This is a genomic window from Vibrio halioticoli NBRC 102217 (genome assembly GCF_000496695.1).
GTDB lineage: Bacteria > Pseudomonadota > Gammaproteobacteria > Enterobacterales > Vibrionaceae > Vibrio > Vibrio halioticoli.
Genome location: NZ_BAUJ01000085.1, coordinates 1 through 15,151, shown reverse-complemented (window position 1 = coordinate 15,151; position 15,151 = coordinate 1). Strand labels below are relative to the sequence as shown.

The window sequence follows — 15,151 nt, the reverse complement described above, 5'->3', positions numbered from 1 at the left end:
CGTTATATCGAATTCAAAAGAGTTGATGTGTAGTGGTAAAGGATATGAAGAAATCTTGATTTTATTGCATAACGTTGCTTATATTTAAAAATACTTAAAAAGTTCTCTTTGCAAAAGATACTCACTAAACGCTCTCTTATTGAGAGTTGGCTTCAGTTCTTTAACTGGATATATCGGCGGTTTACCGCATAGCAAGGCTGAAAACTTGCGAAAGTAGCGATGCCAAAATCTACTTTTACGTTCACACATTTCTGATCTTCACGTTCTACGTGATACCACCCAAACGGGACACCTTCCCGTTACGGGCTAAGTGTCCCTTTTTTATGAAAACTGGAGACACTTATGATCAATCTTTCATCTTCGATGATTGTTAAATCAATCTTAGCCATTATTGCGGTTATCGCTCTAATGTCGTTGTCAAACAACACAGCTCAATTGCTAGCAGCGTTTTTACTACTTCTACCGACCGTTCTTTGCTGTGTAGTCATATTGAAGACCTTGCGGTTTTTTAAACCCTTCGTCAAAAATATGCTTTTGCGTGTTTTACCAGAACCACCCGTTCCTCATTACACGCTACCCCGACCTCGTATTCAATCTGAACAGAAAGTAAGTTTGAAACAAGTATCCTTGGGCGAACGCTTAATGGATGTTCCAGCTTACGCTCGTAAAGAGACCAATACGTGTTACCCCATGAGTCTCGAAGTGCTTAAAGGCATTAAGCCTATACAGACTCATCAAACAAACTTTTAATTAAGTTTAACCAGCCACGCAGGGCTATTTCCCTGTTGGGGCATAGCTCCGTTTTTTTATGATATGGAGTTATGTTATGAGAATCTTCAGAGTAATCGAAAATTTCGTTAAGAATCACTACGTGAAGCGCATCAATGGCGGTATTAGCCGTGATTGTTGGGCCAATGTAGAAATTGAGTCTAAGTATTTAGAGGCTTATAAAGTGATGGTTGATGTTCGTCAAGAAGAAGCAGATATGCTTGAGCTTGAACGTATTGAAGCTATCCAGCGGTACGAAGAAGAACGAGAATTGTTCTATCTGAAATCGCAAAATAAGAGTGACTTTAGCCACTGGTTATCCACTCTATAAAGAACTTTTAACTAAGTTCTTCCACCCATACGGGGCTATTCCCCGTTGGGGCATAGCTCCGTTTTTTATGATATGGAGTTAGGTTATGAGTAATTCACAATCTACTAAGAAAACCTTAATCGGCAAGATTGCTGAAAAATTTGGCGTTGAACCTCAGAAATTTTGGGACACGTTAAAGGCAACAGCGTTTAAGCAACGTAATGGTCAACCACCAACAAATGAGCAAATGATGGCTCTTTTAATCGTGGCCGATCAATACGGTCTTAACCCATTTACGAAAGAGATCTACGCCTTTCCAGATAAACAAAACGGCATCATCCCTGTGGTTGGTGTTGATGGATGGTCACGGATCATCAATTCACATCCGCAATTTGATGGTTTGGAGTTTCGCACTTCAACCGAAATCAAAACAGAGCGAGGTGCAAAACCTTGTCCTGAGTGGATTGAATGTATTATCTACAGAAAAGATAGAACTCGACCAATCTCTGTTCGTGAGTATTTGGATGAAGTCTATCGAACACCGTTGGGACAAAAGGCATTTGCAGGCCCTTGGCAATCACATACAAAACGTATGTTACGCCATAAGGCTACTATCCAAGGTGCAAGACTCGCTCTCGGCTATGTTGGCATCTACGATGAAGACGAAGCTGATCGCATTCTGGACGCACAATCGAAAACTATTTCTTCGCAACCAAGCATTGAGCTTAATACGGAGTCACAGCCACTAGAGATTGCGTCACCAGTTAAACAAGAGATTATGGCAGACATGGCCAATGCAGACTTCAACGGTATTAATACTGACGAAGCTGATTATGTTCATGTTGAACAATCTCAATCTGAAATAAATTATGCGGAAAATATTGAAACACCTGAAATAACAGGAGTTTCATCAAAAGATGTTCGCATGATTGAACAAATGGTGAATTTCACCCGTGAAACGGGAGCATGGGATACCACCAAAGACAACTTTAATGAACGCTATGATGGTGAAACATTGGATTATGCAATGACTTCACTTAATGCCGCATTTAATGATGTTTTTAAAGAATAATACTACTCAACCCTATCAGGGCACACATTGCCCTTACGGGGTCATAGTGTGCCCTCTTTTTTGGAGTAAACACTATGATTGTTGATTATGTTCAGCGCAGTGATGCGTGGTTTGAGTGGCGGAAACAAGGTATTACTGCCTCTATGATTCCTGTAATTATGGGGTTATCTGCCTACCAAACACCTTACGAGCTTTGGGCTGAATTGGTGGGTTTGAAAGAACCTGCTGATCTTAGCAATAGCTGGCACGTTCAACGTGGAGTTGAGCAAGAACCTGAAGCGCGTGATGCAGTAGAACAAGAGTATGGACGGCCCTATATGCCTGTGTGTGTAGAAGCTGACCATAACAAGCTGTTTAAGGCTTCATTGGATGGACTGTATAAAAGCGGTTCTGACAAAGAGATTTTAGAAATCAAATGTCCTTGCGAGAAGATCTATAACGAGATTCTTGAGCTTAAAGGGCAAGCACCGACCTTCCTTATGTATGCATCACAAGTGCAATGGCAATTGAATTGTACAGATGCGCCACACGGAAAATTGTACTTTTATCTTCGTGGTAAAAGACCGATTAGCACCGCTATTCGCCGTAATGACTCGTTCATTAAACAGGCAGAAGAAGCGGCACTAACGTTCTGGAATTTGGTTCAAACCAAAACACCACCACCAATGATTGAAGGTAGAGACAAGGTTGTTTACGACCTTGAAGAAACCGACAACTCATGGGAAAGCAAGGTAAACCGCTACAAAGTCAAATCGAAAGACTTGTCTGAATTGGAAGCTAAGGTAAAACAAGCAAAAGCTGAAGTTAAAGAGCTTGAGCAATATTTTACTGCACAAATTCCTGATGATGTACAAACTTTCGATAAAGATGGAATACGTGCTACTCGCGTTGAACGTAAAGGTAGCATTGATTACAAAAAGCTCATTGCTGACATTGAAGATCAGTTGAACGTGGTGATACCACCTCAAATGATTAACAGTCACACGAAGAAAAGTAGTACATATTTTCGTGTATCAACTGTCGAGCCTGAAGAAAAGCCGGTATCAGCTCCAACGAGTGTTGTGAGTGTTCAACCTGAACCGATACTACCTACTAAGCCAGAAAGCATACCTGGCCTAGAAAAACCTGAAGTTCAAAAAGAACCTGAAGTTGAAGACGTTGTGATTGCGCAGCCTCGACAAGCTAAGAGTTACTTTGAGAAATCTTCACATAATGTCTTTTTCTAGGAGAAGCATTATGGCCATTAAAGCGAAACTTCAACAGAAGATACCTAAAGTGACACTCGATTTATCGGGGCACGATGGGAATATTTTTGTTGTGATGAACCTAGCAACCAAGCTAGCTCATCGACTAGGTTATGACTCTAAAAAAGTTATTGATCGTATGAAACAAGGTGACCACAAACACGCGATTAACGTGTTTGAAAGCTACTTTGGTGATTATGTAGATCTGCTCGTAGACAGCGATTCAGAACTGCTTAATTAACTAAAATTTGAAACCCACTTAGGGCAAATACTTTGCCCGTTGGGGTCTTGTGTTTGCCCTTTTTATTAAATGGTGAACACTTATGACAAATCTCAAAGAGAAATTGTATCCAATGGATGCATTTGGTTTTACGGGTACAAAAGTACGTGTTCAAGGTTTTGAACCTTGTAACCACCCTAACGTGCCGATGTTGAACACAGAATACGTGTTCCGCCGTGAAACTCTGCGTGACGTTATCAACTTTGTTGATTGTTCTTTTGGTGATGGTTTGCTTATTACTGGCCCTACTGGTTCTGGTAAAACTTCATTAGCAGAACAAGTTTTTGCAAGACTCCATTATCCTGTTCAATCTTTTAACTGTGGCGGTTCTACTGAGTTTATGGACTTAGTAGGTCAATGGATCATGGTCAAAGGTGACACTGTATGGATGGATGGCTGTTTGACCAAGGCTATGCGGGAAGGGCACATTCTAATATTGAATGAGATTGACCTAATGGACCCTGCGGAACTGGCCAACATGAATGCGATTCTTGAAGGCTCACCTTTGGTGATCAGTCAATTGGATGGCGAAATTATCCAGCCTCATGCCAACTTTCGAGTTATAGCAACATCTAACTCAAACGGCTCTGGCAGTGACGGGATGTACGTTGGTGTTCAACGTTTGAATCTGGCCTTTATGGATAGATTCAACATCATCAAAGTGGATTATTCAGATCCAGTAATTGAAACAAAAATTCTGGAAAAAGTAGCTCCCGCTATTCCGAAGAAAATTAGAGAAAATATGATTGAGCTGGCCAATAAGGTTCGCAAAGTCTTTAAAGGTGATGAAGAAGCTAATGTTGAGCTTTCAGTTACCTTCTCTACTCGTACTTTAATTCGTTGGGCGATACAAACTCAGCGTAATAAAGGTGCTAGATGCCCATTAAGTTATTCACTTGATCGGGCGTTACTAAATCGTTGTTCTGAAGAAGAAGAACGAGAAGCTATCCAAACTTGGGCCATTGGTCTATTTGGTGGTTCTTTTAAACCTGCTGATAGTTAATCAGCACTTAAACCCAAAGGGGTATTTACCCCGCTTGGGGTAAGTACCTTCTTAATAAACTGAAGGTGTTAATATGTTAGATTTGTATCTATTTTTTGCCTATATCAGTGATCGGTTTAAGAAGCATCGCGGTAGCATCGGTAAACACATCAATAATCTTGGTGTTGGTGCATATGTCGCAGCTTTTATTGAAGTAATTAAAGCGAACTACTCGGTTGATACCGTGTTGTTAGCCTTGATTGGATTGTTTTTTACTTACATTGCTTATCGTCTGCATGATAAGTAAACTGATCATTAGATGATGCAAAGGAGACTGGAGTTATGGGTAGCACAACAGTATTACTCGGAATCCTAGTAGTTGGTGTGGCAATTGGGTTGATGGCCATATACTCACCTCAACTATCAAAATGGAGTCACGATAAAGCTGAAAAAGCAAAAAAGTGACGAAAGACAACGATAAGAACTAGCGTCTAGCAGACTTATCTAAAACAGCCATAGGGCGTACTAGCCCTATGGGGATGGTACGCCCTTTTTTTTATTAAAAAGGAAATACCATTATGACCACTTCAAAAGCCCCTCGGATACTGTCCGATGTTATTGCGGTACAGCTAAATTTCTCGATCTGGACAGGTCGCAAAAAGTTAGCTGATAGTGATTTATCTATTGCAGGTGAACGTCCTCCAAAAGAGGTTGTGAACTTGGGTAGCAAACACACTACCGATCCTAAAGCCTTAAACGTGTTTAGCACACTAAAGCGTCAAGCTGAAAGATTGTGTTTAAGCGTTGGCATACCGTTCTTAGGCGGTTATGCCATTCCTACCGACCAAGCCGATAGTATTGCTAAGAAATTAGCTGTGATTGTCGAGCAATTTGAAACTGAAAAAGCAAATTACCTGCTAAGACACGATTCTATTCAAGATGATTGGATTGGTAAGTTCCCTGCTTATGAGTCGATTCTTCGCAAGGCACTTACTCCAACGGAGGAAGTCGAAAAGCGGATAACAGCAACTTACTCAATGTTTCAAGTACAGTCTGCACACAATGTTATAACCGAAGCCGACACTGGTTTAGATAACCAAGTTGACGGTCTAACGCAAACATTAGATGAAGACATTTTGAAAAACTCTCGCCAGCTCTTAAAGAGTCTAACAGGAGCTATTCACCCGAATCAAACGAATGTTCGTGGCCTGAAATCTCTTAGAGAGAAAATCGACGGTCTAGCGTTCCTTGATTCAAGATTTAATACTTTGGTCAGTGAAATTCAAGCAATTGAAGCTCAAATGCCATCATCAGGCAAACTAGAAATAACAGACGTTAACATATTGTCTGGTCTGCTATATCGAATGTCAGATGAAAATAAGTTAGCTGCTCTAATGAGTAGCCTTCAAAAACCTGTGGTTCTTACTGCTAAATCAATAGTTACCACAACACAAACTCCACTGTCTGATTCAGATTTTGACTTTGATTTTGATAATTCAAATCAAAGTACAAGTCCTGCTGAAAACAGTACGTTCTTTTAGATCTAAACCACCCAATGCGAGGAATAACTCCGCATTGCGGGGTATTCCTCGTTTTTTTGAGGAATACTTATGCGTTACTTAATGATTATCTTATTAGCACTAATCGGTATCAGTGCTGCGACACTTCCTGTTGCTCAACTACAACAAACAGAATGGCCAAGCCTGTTTGAGAATAGCCAGCTATTCAAAAACATGATTGGTGAGTATTTGTCATTGCAAATATCGGGTTTGCTTATCGCTTTAATGTGTCTGCATTTAGTTAGAGCTTCCCTACTCGATTCATAAATCGCGGTTCTACTCTCCGTTGTCGTGATGAAATGAATAACAAAATGGGGCACTTCTATGAATGCACAGAGCAAGCACCGTCTGTTTTTGAAAGAATTAAATTCAATTCTGAAGAACTCAGGTGGGAAGGTTATTTGCGAGAAAGATAATACTGAAATCTACGAATTAGTTTGTAATTCGGATTATTTCAGCAACAAAAATCTCTATCCAAGTGCGTTTTTTATTAAGAAAATTGAAGTAATTGGCTATCGGTATTTTCGTACCCAACCTAGCTTCAACAACACCAGAACTAGCTTCTGGTTCAATTGAGTTGTAATCAACCTTGCGGGGTATCACTTCCCACAAGGGGTGATACTCCGTTTATTTTGGAGCATCATTATGAATACATTTACTTTAGAAGTAGACAAAAACCATCGCATGGTAGGTTTTTTTAAAACAGTTACAAGCGAAGATACTGAACAGCAATACGCTATCGAAATAACATTTGATGGCAAGGGTGTATCAGCTTTATTAAAAGACAATATGCCCGTTCGTATTGAAGTATTAAAAGTTCTATTTCCTAAAAACTTATGTTTTTGTGAGTTTGAAGATATTAAATCATGCCAATCTCAAGATGTACCTGAACACTTGAGAAATATATTGTGGTCGTATGGTGTAGTACAAGATACCCCACTTGATATTCAAGTTGAGATCAACGGACAGAAGCACTCATTTGTTGTCACAAACAGTGATGTGTCAATCTAACAACTGAATCATAAAGGAAGTTGTATTGTGTGTCCAAACTGCATTAACAGCATTTGCCAAAACAAATGCATCAAGACAATTACGAAACCGATGTTTGGTATCATTTGGCACTACGAAGGTGGATCACCAACCCTTTTCACGTGTGAAGCGACTGACCAGAAGACCGCTGAAGCAAAGTTTGAAGCTGAAATGGCTAAAACAAAAAGTATTGAAAGTGGATACTACATTGATTCAGTTCATCGAATAGAACGCTAGTAACTTCTAGCGTCCAACCAAAACTGTGCGGGTACTTCTACCTGGGCACATTAAGATGGCAACGGTTGGAAACTACAGGCCATAGACCAAAAAAACGCATCTATTGAGGTGCGTTTTTTTATTTAAATTTGGAGTTTTCAAGTTAGTGATAGCATTTATGTAGATGGAGAAAAGAGGTTAAACCAATGAAAACACCGCCAAAGTTGTCTATCGTTCCCTACGAATCAACGCAACGTGCCGTTGCTTTAACTTACACTGAGATTATCCGAAAAGGTAGTAATGCGTCAGGTGAAACACCCTATGCAAATGCATTTTGTCGTCCACCCGACAACTATGGGTTGAGAATAGGTGTGCCCAATTCAGACTGTTTTGTTGTAATCGAGGCATTGCTTAACCATAAACTTTGCGCTTGTTATCTGTAGGGCTGAGTAGTTATTAAAGTTGACGTGATTGTATATAGACACAAATCTATACTAAGGAAGCAAAGATAAAACATGTGGAATGTTGTAACTAGACCACTTTTTAACGAGTGGTTTCTATCACTAGATGAAAGCGATCAAATTAAGTCCGCGCATGCATCCAGGTTCTTGTTGAAAGAGGCCTCAACTGAGTAGACCATACGCTGACACTGTGGAAGATTCAAAGCACAGCAACATGAAAGAGTTGCGAGTGCAAAGCAATGGGAAACCTATACGAGCTTTCTTTGCTTTTGACCCAGAAAGAACAGGAATTATCTTATGTGGCGGTGATAAAACTGGCGATAAGAGATTCTACAAAAGGATGATTCCGATTGCTGATGCAGAATTTGATGAGCATTTAGAGGAGCTTAAAAATGAAAAGTAAACCATTAAGCGCACTTGACGCAAAAATGTCACCAGAAGCACTTGCTGTCGCTAAAGAAAAAGCAGCGGATATGCTTCTTGACATTCAACTTGCTGAGCTTCGAGAGCTCACCCATCTATCTCAAGTAGAAATAGCTAAAGCTATGGGCATTAGCCAGCCATCAGTTGCCAATTTAGAGAAATCTGGCAAAGATTTATGTCTGAGTTCGCTTGCCCTGTTTGTAGGGACGCAGTGCGGTGTACAAGAATAATATATCAATACTAAATTGGCAGCGATGACTTTGAGACACTGCCATTTCTAAATCAAAAATGCCCCAAAGTGTGCTAGGGCTACCTAGCGCCCTCTGGCTGCTAGGTCCCACTTGACTTAGTTTTCTTAATACCTGTAATGTGTGAGGACGTTGGATCATAAAGGGCTGGACAAATGGAATTGACTGTAGAGCTGGTAAAAGCGTTTGTAGCAAACGGGGAAGGAGGAAATCCAGCGGGTGTTGTTCTCGACGCCGACAAACTATCGTATAGTCAGCGGCTGACAATCGCTCAAACTATTGGTTTTCCTGAAACAGCTTTTGTCTCACGAGATACCGAAGCAGACTTCAAAGTTTCGTTCTTTACGATAACGGAAGAGGTGGATTTTTGCGGACACGCAACCTTAGCAGCCTTTTCAGTAATGCATCAAAAGGGCATATTGCCCGCAGGTATTTACAAGCAGAATACCAAGGCAGGATTGTTAGAAGTTCAGGTTAACTCTGATGGGATGGTTATCCTTACTCAAAAACCACCTGAGGAACTGGGCACTTACAAAGCCGAGGATATTTGTGACTTGATTGGCTTAAGTAGGCATTTACTAGAAGAAACAAATTTGCCGATTAAGGCCATATCTACGGGACTTGCCGACCTAATAGTGGCAGTACCAAGCGGTCAGCTTGATTCGATAAGGCCAAATCATTCCGCAATCATTGAGTTTTGCCAAGAGCATAGCTTGATTGGACTTCATGTCTTTGAACTTTGCTCTCACGGACAGGGACTGTCAGCGAGGTGTAGAAACTTTGCACCTCTAGTGGGTATACCTGAAGAATCAGCCACAGGCAGTTCGTCTGGCGCTCTAGCTTATTATCTCACCAAGCATGTAGCCCCAAGCGATGGGTTTCTATTTGAACAAGGTAGAGCGATGAAGTGCACTTCTCATATTCATGCTTACGTTACTCGCCATCAGGAAAGCGTTGCCAAGATTGCAGTAGGTGGAATGGCGAAGCATGTAGGGCGGCAACACGTGGTAGTACAGGCGACATAGCTATTTTCTATGTTTGGTTTACAGTGAAGCCTAGTTGAGCTCATTGCATAGATACCCGCCGCAAGTGTATTGTTATTGTATTTTAGCAAGCTGTACCAAGGAGTGGTAAATGGAAGCGTATGCGGTTATTTCTGATATTCATAGTAATATTTATGCCTTACGGGCTGTTGTGGAAGGTGCTCATGCAAAGGGTATAACCACTTTTGTGAACTTGGGAGATACCTTTTACGGTCCGGTAGAACCCAAAGAAACTTTTGACTACTTATGCAGCCTAGATGCCCTGACGATATCCGGTAATCAAGATAGGCAAATCTATCAGTCAACCGACGCCGAAATTACATCCAATCCTACAATGAAGTTTGTATTAGATGACCTTGGTGAAACGCCTATGGAGTGGCTCAAAAGCCTACCTTTCGATTTCGAGGTTAATGATGAAATTTATGCCTGTCACGGCACACCTTGTGACGATTTGATCTATTTGACGGAAGAAATCTCTTCAGGTTCCGCCCTATTAAGAGGTGAAGCTGAAATACTCGAACTATTGGGTACGGTAACCTCGAAAATAATACTATGTGGGCACAGTCACACACCGCGAATACTGAGTTTATCTTCGGGGCAGATTGATGTTAATCCGGGCAGTATCGGACTCCAAGCATATGCTGACGAAGAGCCTGTTCCACACACAATCCAGAATAGTACACCTGAAGCGGCCTATGCCACTCTGAGGAGGGAACAGGGTGGAGAGTGGGAGATCTCTTTGCACAGAGTTGGCTATGACTACGACCGAGCAATAAAGCGAGCCTCAGAAAGACGTCGAAATGATTGGGTGAATTGTTTACGTACTGGCCGCTGTTTTTAACAAGCTCATAGTCGCGGTTACGTTGCCCCGTCCCAACTGACACGCCTTTGTCAAAAAGTAAGTTGATCCAGCAGATCGGCTAACAAGGCTTGCCCTATTCGGTGTTAACGTAATTACTCAGTGGTGAATCGTGCCACTGAAACCACCGTACTTTTGCTAATGGTCACTTACAAAAAGGCGTGACAGAAATCGGGGACAACTTCTATCCAAGTCATAATGATCAATAGGCATTATTGTGTACATGGGGGGCGTCTATGCGTGAAGGTACTGTGCGTACTCCCAACCTGTTGTAAGGTTTCCTACAGTTTTAACCATCCCCCTTTAGGGTGGCAAACTCTATTTTTTCTAGAACAAATGACCAAGCTTTGGTGCAGATTTTTCGAGGCATTTATTACGATCGATGACTAGCTTTTTAAGTATGCAGCTTACTTTTTGACCACACTCAAAATTGAGGAAGTAAACAACAATTTTGTACAATACTGACGTTAGTAAGGGTTTTATTGTGTAGGGCATTACGTAAAAGGACTACATAATGATACCAAACAACGACAATTTTTGGCTTAGGCAAACCCCGCACATAACCTCCATAGCAACACTGGGACCAGAAGGCTCAAGCAGCCAATGTGCCGCAAGATATCTATCCAGTATTATTGGAGAGCAATTAGAAATATTATTATTCAGTACCTTTGAACAAGCGTCAGAGCATGTAGAGTCCAATGATACATGTTTACTCCTCGTTGCAAATGCATATCAAAGGGTCGATAGCTTCTACATGAATAATCAAACGCTCCTTTTAGGTTCATTTTTTTTTGCTCCTCCTACCTATTACTTGGCATGTAAAGATATCTCTGAACTGACATTTAAAATATCGAGTAAGAAGACAATATCTATAGCGTCTCACCATGCACCACTATCAAGATTAGAAGACCTCATACAATCATCTGAAGAAAGAGTTTCTGGTATACGTAAATCTCAAATTGATGTGCAGCTTATTGACTCCACAAGCGTTGGTGCCCAAAAAGCCGCCTCAGGGAGAGTAGATTGCTGTCTCGCAAATATCGATGCAATAAACCTTCACAATCTCAACGTCATCTCTCAGCCCCTACATATTGAAATGACATGGGCTGCATTTTCTAAAAATACAATCACTCAAAAGGAATTTGATAATGGAAAGCAACAAGTGCGTCCTAGTTATTGATAAGGAACTCTCATTAGGAGTTATAGCAAACACTGCTGCGGTACTCACCCTTAGCTTAGGTAAGGTTCACCCTGAACTGGTTGGTGAGAGTATTATAAACCGAGATGGTGGAGAGCATCTTGGTATAACTCGAATTCCTATTCCCATTCTGGCCAGCAGTAGTGACGAGATCAAAATTATTCGAGACAAGCTCCAACCTGTAACAACGCTCGTGGATTTTTCGAATGTGGCTAAAGGGACAAAAAATTATCAGGAGTATTCAAGTGCTATTGCTGGGACTGAAGCGAAAGATATTGAGTACCTTGGTATAGCCGTCTATGGAGATAAGAAAGTGATTGCGAAATACACCGGAAATATGAGGTTAATGCGATGAATAAATTAATAGAAATGGTACTCGTGTCCGGTTCTCCATATCAACGAGGTTCAGATTTAAGTCCTGATGAGCAACCCGTGTCCTTGGTTACATTGAGTGATTTTTTTATTGATGTCCATCCTGTCACAAATGAAGAATTTGCGGTATTTGTTAATCAAAAAGGCTACGAAAGAGCAGAGTATTGGTCAGAAGAAGGATTTAAATTCATTCAAGAAAATGAAATAACGGAGCCGTTGTACTGGCGCAATTCAAAGTGGAATGGCGCGAAACAGCCAGTGACAGGGATAAGCTGGTATGAATCAGAGGCGTACGCAAATTTCGTTGGAAAAGAGCTCCCAACAGAAGCCCAGTGGGAGTTTGCAGCCAAAGGTAACGATAATCGGCTATATCCGTGGGGCGATTCCCAGCCATCTCCTTCAATAGCTAATTATGCTCCAGACTGTGAACCATTAGAGTTTGATAGATGTTCTACTGAGTGGGATGCCCACCCGCAAAATCGTTCTCCATTTGGGTGTATGGACATGGGGGGTAATTTAGCTGAGTGGTGCCAGGATAACTACCAGCCTAACTATTCATGGGACAAGGCTCATTCAGATCCTGTCTATATCAGTGAGAGACAGGCAGATCACATTGTTCGTGGCGGATCAGGTCTTCATGATGAGGACTATATGCGTTGTACATGTAGAGATAATTATCCACCAACAGTACGAGACAACATTGTCGGATTGCGCTGCGTTAAAAATTTATAAGGGGATACTCGAAACATGCAAACGCCACATATTGAAAAGAAACCTTCTTCTCTTCGTTATTATCAAGAAGGACCACCAGAATCACTTGACGCTATAGATATGTCTACTTGGACCCTGAAGCTATTTTTGCCTTACGAGTCGTCACCAATTCAAATTACATTTGAAAAGCTCAAAAATATAGCCACGATTACAGAAAATAGAAGAGTTGTTTGTGTATGCAATTGGAGTATAAGAAGAAACTGGACGGGTATCTTACTGGAAGATCTATTCGATTATTTGGGAATCAATCCATCAAGATATCGTTGCTACAATCTAAAACAACTCAGTTTAGGTACAGCAAAAGGAGTTTATGACTCAACCATCGAACTTAGCAACGCTTTTGAAAACCGAGCAATGATCATTTGGGATATTGATGGTGCGGCTTTGTCGTTGGAAGAGGGGTATCCAATCAGGCTGGTTGATTTCTCATTATATCGCTATAAGGGAGTTAAGTGTCTATCTGAGTTACATATAACCGACGAGTTTGAACAGGGGTACTGGGAAGGAAAAGCGGGCTATTGTAAGACAGGCAAGATCAAGCCAAAAAGATACCGAATCGTTGATTTACAAGAGCATCGGTTCATCGATGGTACTGGTGAAGTAACTGAATTTTAAGGAACGATAATGATTTCACTAACAATAGCGATGGCAGCTTATGCCTTGGTCACTTCGATCTCACCGGGCCCAGTAAACATTTTAGCCACTGTAACAGGAGCTAATCACGGATATACCCGTACCGTGCCTCATATCACTGGTGCTACTTTCGGGTTCGTGTCAATTTTGTTTTTGTTGGGATTCGGGTTATCGCAATTCATGACTAATACGCCATATTTAACAAAGGGGATGACGTATGTAGGAGGAGGTTTTCTATTATATCTCGCCTATAAAGTTGCGACCCAAGAACTGACTACCAAAAGTAAAGGCTCAGAAGAAAGCAGTGCTGCGCCATCATTCTTGCAGGGGATGATGTGTCAGTGGTTGAACCCTAAAGCGTGGATTGTTTCTCTTGCTGGTATTTCAGTTTTTTATACGGGACAAAACGTAGGACAGGAGACATTACTTTTATTCTGTGGGATATTTTTTGTCGTTTGCTACATTTCGATTTCAGCGTGGGCACTACTTGGGGTTACCATTAGTTCTATTATAGGCACCCCTAAGCAGTTTAGGACGTTTAATATTTCTATGGGGCTACTACTAGCGTTAACAGTTATATATACTTTCTTTGTATCTAGTTGAAACAGTATTAGTTGATATGGCAAAACAGCAATTCTACCGATCCAATATAATTCCAATAGAACTGCGTTGTTCCACTAATTCAAACGCATGTTACGGTAAACATACTCACGAAGAGTTTTCTGTTGGGTCGGTAGACTCAGGCCAAAGTGATTATTTTAACAACAATATAGACAGAAAAATTGAAATGGGTTCTCTTGTCATAGTGAACCCATTGGAAGTACACTCATGTAACCCCATTCCGGATACGAATTGGAGCTATAAAATGTTGTATGTGTGCCCAGATTGGTTGGGTAACATACAATCCATGATCGTAAATAATTCGTCAAAAAATTTTATACCATTCTCGAGTATCTATACTAATTCTCCAGAGCTCTACTATCAGTTTCAATCATTGGCAGACTCAATCATAAACAATGTCGACCATATGAAGGTGGAGGAAGAAAGCATCACATTTTTCTCCAGTTTATTTCGTAACACTAACGCCCTACATATCGACGAGTTGAGCCTAACAAAAGCGAATATCGCTAAGGCTCATCGCTTTATTCGAGACAACTTCAAAAACAATATCTCAATTAAAGAGATTGCTCAACACTCTGGATTAAGTGAATATCACCTAATCCACTCTTTTCGAAAGTCTTATGGGATAACCCCTCATGCCATGCAAATTGCCATGCGGATAAATGAAGCGAAAGTATTACTAAAAAAAGGACATAATATTGTATCAGTTGCCACTGAATTAGGGTTCAATGATCAAAGTCACTTTCATCGCAATTTCAAAAAGCTAGTAGCTGCTACTCCAGCTCAATACAAAGATTGATCCACATTAGCTCTTGTAGTGTTTAATTTCTCCTTTGTATATGAGAAAGAATTTCTTCATCAGAAATAAATTAGCATAGAATGAGCCTCTGCATTAATTTCTGTGATTTTTTAGAGTGGAGTAAAGAGTATGAAGAAGACACACTGCCATCCCGTATGGCGCCATCTGGAAGTAACGTAAAACTGTCTACTTCTATTTTCCCTAACTCAACTCACCTGAATGCTGTGACACTGAGTTAAGTGAGTACAATCACTAACGAGGTG

General features: G+C 40.8%; 19 protein-coding genes and 1 pseudogene. All 20 read left to right on the top strand.

The annotated features are described in order from the left end of the window. Nucleotides 1-342 precede the first annotated feature (342 nt). The 20 genes and pseudogenes from VHA01S_RS17290 to VHA01S_RS17185 all read left to right on the top strand — a co-directional run bounded on the left by VHA01S_RS17290 (nt 343) and on the right by VHA01S_RS17185 (nt 14,888). Entirely contained in the window at nt 343-750 is a 408-nt protein-coding gene (locus VHA01S_RS17290; RefSeq protein WP_023405637.1) for a hypothetical protein, read from the top strand. Between the two features lie 76 nt (nt 751-826). Then, nucleotides 827-1,099, top strand: a complete 273-nt coding sequence (locus VHA01S_RS17285) for a hypothetical protein (RefSeq protein ID WP_023405636.1) — start codon at nt 827-829, stop codon at nt 1,097-1,099. A gap of 85 nt (nt 1,100-1,184) precedes the next feature. Continuing rightward, nucleotides 1,185-1,799: pseudogene (bet, locus tag VHA01S_RS18820) on the top strand (phage recombination protein Bet); the annotation flags it as partial. Between the two features lie 425 nt (nt 1,800-2,224). Beyond that, complete coding sequence (locus VHA01S_RS17925; RefSeq protein ID WP_023405634.1) at nt 2,225-3,376, top strand: lambda-exonuclease family protein; 1,152 nt, start codon at nt 2,225-2,227, stop codon at nt 3,374-3,376. A gap of 10 nt (nt 3,377-3,386) precedes the next feature. After that, nucleotides 3,387-3,635 carry a hypothetical protein gene (locus VHA01S_RS17270; protein WP_023405633.1) on the top strand — a complete coding sequence of 83 codons (249 nt, stop codon included), beginning with the start codon at nt 3,387-3,389 and terminating at the stop codon, nt 3,633-3,635. An 82-nt stretch (nt 3,636-3,717) separates the two neighbouring features. Next, complete coding sequence (locus tag VHA01S_RS17265; protein ID WP_240432783.1) at nt 3,718-4,677, top strand: AAA family ATPase; 960 nt, start codon at nt 3,718-3,720, stop codon at nt 4,675-4,677. A 73-nt stretch (nt 4,678-4,750) separates the two neighbouring features. After that, a complete protein-coding gene (locus VHA01S_RS17260; RefSeq protein WP_023405631.1) occupies nt 4,751-4,963 on the top strand; it encodes a hypothetical protein in 213 nt (70 codons plus the stop codon). Nucleotides 4,964-5,234: 271 nt separating this feature from the next. Beyond that, nucleotides 5,235-6,197, top strand: a complete 963-nt coding sequence (locus VHA01S_RS17255) for a DUF3150 domain-containing protein (protein ID WP_023405630.1) — start codon at nt 5,235-5,237, stop codon at nt 6,195-6,197. Between the two features lie 69 nt (nt 6,198-6,266). Further along, the gene (locus VHA01S_RS17250) at nt 6,267-6,482 is read left to right on the top strand and encodes a hypothetical protein (protein ID WP_023405629.1); all 216 of its coding nucleotides are present in this window, start codon (nt 6,267-6,269) and stop codon (nt 6,480-6,482) included. 378 nt (nt 6,483-6,860) lie between these two features. Next, on the top strand, nt 6,861-7,226 hold the full coding sequence (locus VHA01S_RS17240) for a hypothetical protein (protein WP_023405627.1): 366 nt from the start codon (nt 6,861-6,863) through the stop codon (nt 7,224-7,226). Nucleotides 7,227-8,135: 909 nt separating this feature from the next. Continuing rightward, a complete protein-coding gene (locus VHA01S_RS18815; RefSeq protein WP_023405624.1) occupies nt 8,136-8,324 on the top strand; it encodes a type II toxin-antitoxin system RelE/ParE family toxin in 189 nt (62 codons plus the stop codon). Then, nucleotides 8,314-8,574 (top strand): helix-turn-helix domain-containing protein, encoded by a 261-nt coding sequence (locus tag VHA01S_RS17225; RefSeq protein ID WP_023405623.1) that lies wholly within the window; start codon nt 8,314-8,316, stop codon nt 8,572-8,574. Before VHA01S_RS18815 ends, VHA01S_RS17225 begins: the two co-directional genes overlap by 11 nt. Before the next feature lie 173 nt (nt 8,575-8,747). Further along, on the top strand, nt 8,748-9,617 hold the full coding sequence (locus VHA01S_RS17220) for a PhzF family phenazine biosynthesis protein (RefSeq protein WP_023405622.1): 870 nt from the start codon (nt 8,748-8,750) through the stop codon (nt 9,615-9,617). A 109-nt stretch (nt 9,618-9,726) separates the two neighbouring features. Then, the gene (locus VHA01S_RS17215; protein WP_023405621.1) at nt 9,727-10,476 is read left to right on the top strand and encodes a metallophosphoesterase family protein; all 750 of its coding nucleotides are present in this window, start codon (nt 9,727-9,729) and stop codon (nt 10,474-10,476) included. Between the two features lie 532 nt (nt 10,477-11,008). Further along, nucleotides 11,009-11,674 carry a hypothetical protein gene (locus VHA01S_RS17210; protein WP_023405620.1) on the top strand — a complete coding sequence of 222 codons (666 nt, stop codon included), beginning with the start codon at nt 11,009-11,011 and terminating at the stop codon, nt 11,672-11,674. After that, nucleotides 11,643-12,047, top strand: coding sequence for a DUF2000 domain-containing protein (locus tag VHA01S_RS17205; protein WP_023405619.1), 405 nt, complete (start codon nt 11,643-11,645; stop codon nt 12,045-12,047). Before VHA01S_RS17210 ends, VHA01S_RS17205 begins: the two co-directional genes overlap by 32 nt. After that, nucleotides 12,044-12,796 carry a formylglycine-generating enzyme family protein gene (locus VHA01S_RS17200; protein WP_023405618.1) on the top strand — a complete coding sequence of 251 codons (753 nt, stop codon included), beginning with the start codon at nt 12,044-12,046 and terminating at the stop codon, nt 12,794-12,796. Before VHA01S_RS17205 ends, VHA01S_RS17200 begins: the two co-directional genes overlap by 4 nt. Before the next feature lie 15 nt (nt 12,797-12,811). Continuing rightward, the gene (locus VHA01S_RS17195) at nt 12,812-13,450 is read left to right on the top strand and encodes a molybdopterin-dependent oxidoreductase (RefSeq protein WP_023405617.1); all 639 of its coding nucleotides are present in this window, start codon (nt 12,812-12,814) and stop codon (nt 13,448-13,450) included. A 9-nt stretch (nt 13,451-13,459) separates the two neighbouring features. Continuing rightward, nucleotides 13,460-14,071, top strand: coding sequence for a LysE family translocator (locus tag VHA01S_RS17190; RefSeq protein WP_023405616.1), 612 nt, complete (start codon nt 13,460-13,462; stop codon nt 14,069-14,071). A 16-nt stretch (nt 14,072-14,087) separates the two neighbouring features. Beyond that, nucleotides 14,088-14,888, top strand: a complete 801-nt coding sequence (locus VHA01S_RS17185) for an AraC family transcriptional regulator (RefSeq protein ID WP_039971349.1) — start codon at nt 14,088-14,090, stop codon at nt 14,886-14,888. Nucleotides 14,889-15,151 lie beyond the last annotated feature (263 nt).

Bases quoted from the DNA above. Each gene is read 5' to 3' on its own strand.
- VHA01S_RS17210 (WP_023405620.1), top strand. From the start codon at position 11,009: ATGATACCAAACAACGACAATTTTTGGCTTAGGCAAACCCCGCACATA.
- VHA01S_RS17285 (WP_023405636.1), top strand. From the start codon at position 827: ATGAGAATCTTCAGAGTAATCGAAAATTTCGTTAAGAATCACTACGTG.
- VHA01S_RS18815 (WP_023405624.1), top strand. From the start codon at position 8,136: ATGAAAGAGTTGCGAGTGCAAAGCAATGGGAAACCTATACGAGCTTTC.
- VHA01S_RS17195 (WP_023405617.1), top strand. From the start codon at position 12,812: ATGCAAACGCCACATATTGAAAAGAAACCTTCTTCTCTTCGTTATTAT.
- VHA01S_RS17200 (WP_023405618.1), top strand. From the start codon at position 12,044: ATGAATAAATTAATAGAAATGGTACTCGTGTCCGGTTCTCCATATCAA.
- VHA01S_RS17270 (WP_023405633.1), top strand. From the start codon at position 3,387: ATGGCCATTAAAGCGAAACTTCAACAGAAGATACCTAAAGTGACACTC.
- VHA01S_RS17225 (WP_023405623.1), top strand. From the start codon at position 8,314: ATGAAAAGTAAACCATTAAGCGCACTTGACGCAAAAATGTCACCAGAA.
- VHA01S_RS17220 (WP_023405622.1), top strand. From the start codon at position 8,748: ATGGAATTGACTGTAGAGCTGGTAAAAGCGTTTGTAGCAAACGGGGAA.
- VHA01S_RS17925 (WP_023405634.1), top strand. From the start codon at position 2,225: ATGATTGTTGATTATGTTCAGCGCAGTGATGCGTGGTTTGAGTGGCGG.
- VHA01S_RS17260 (WP_023405631.1), top strand. From the start codon at position 4,751: ATGTTAGATTTGTATCTATTTTTTGCCTATATCAGTGATCGGTTTAAG.
- VHA01S_RS17265 (WP_240432783.1), top strand. From the start codon at position 3,718: ATGACAAATCTCAAAGAGAAATTGTATCCAATGGATGCATTTGGTTTT.
- VHA01S_RS17240 (WP_023405627.1), top strand. From the start codon at position 6,861: ATGAATACATTTACTTTAGAAGTAGACAAAAACCATCGCATGGTAGGT.
- VHA01S_RS17290 (WP_023405637.1), top strand. From the start codon at position 343: ATGATCAATCTTTCATCTTCGATGATTGTTAAATCAATCTTAGCCATT.
- VHA01S_RS17205 (WP_023405619.1), top strand. From the start codon at position 11,643: ATGGAAAGCAACAAGTGCGTCCTAGTTATTGATAAGGAACTCTCATTA.
- VHA01S_RS17250 (WP_023405629.1), top strand. From the start codon at position 6,267: ATGCGTTACTTAATGATTATCTTATTAGCACTAATCGGTATCAGTGCT.
- VHA01S_RS17255 (WP_023405630.1), top strand. From the start codon at position 5,235: ATGACCACTTCAAAAGCCCCTCGGATACTGTCCGATGTTATTGCGGTA.
- VHA01S_RS17185 (WP_039971349.1), top strand. From the start codon at position 14,088: ATGGCAAAACAGCAATTCTACCGATCCAATATAATTCCAATAGAACTG.
- VHA01S_RS17190 (WP_023405616.1), top strand. From the start codon at position 13,460: ATGATTTCACTAACAATAGCGATGGCAGCTTATGCCTTGGTCACTTCG.
- VHA01S_RS17215 (WP_023405621.1), top strand. From the start codon at position 9,727: ATGGAAGCGTATGCGGTTATTTCTGATATTCATAGTAATATTTATGCC.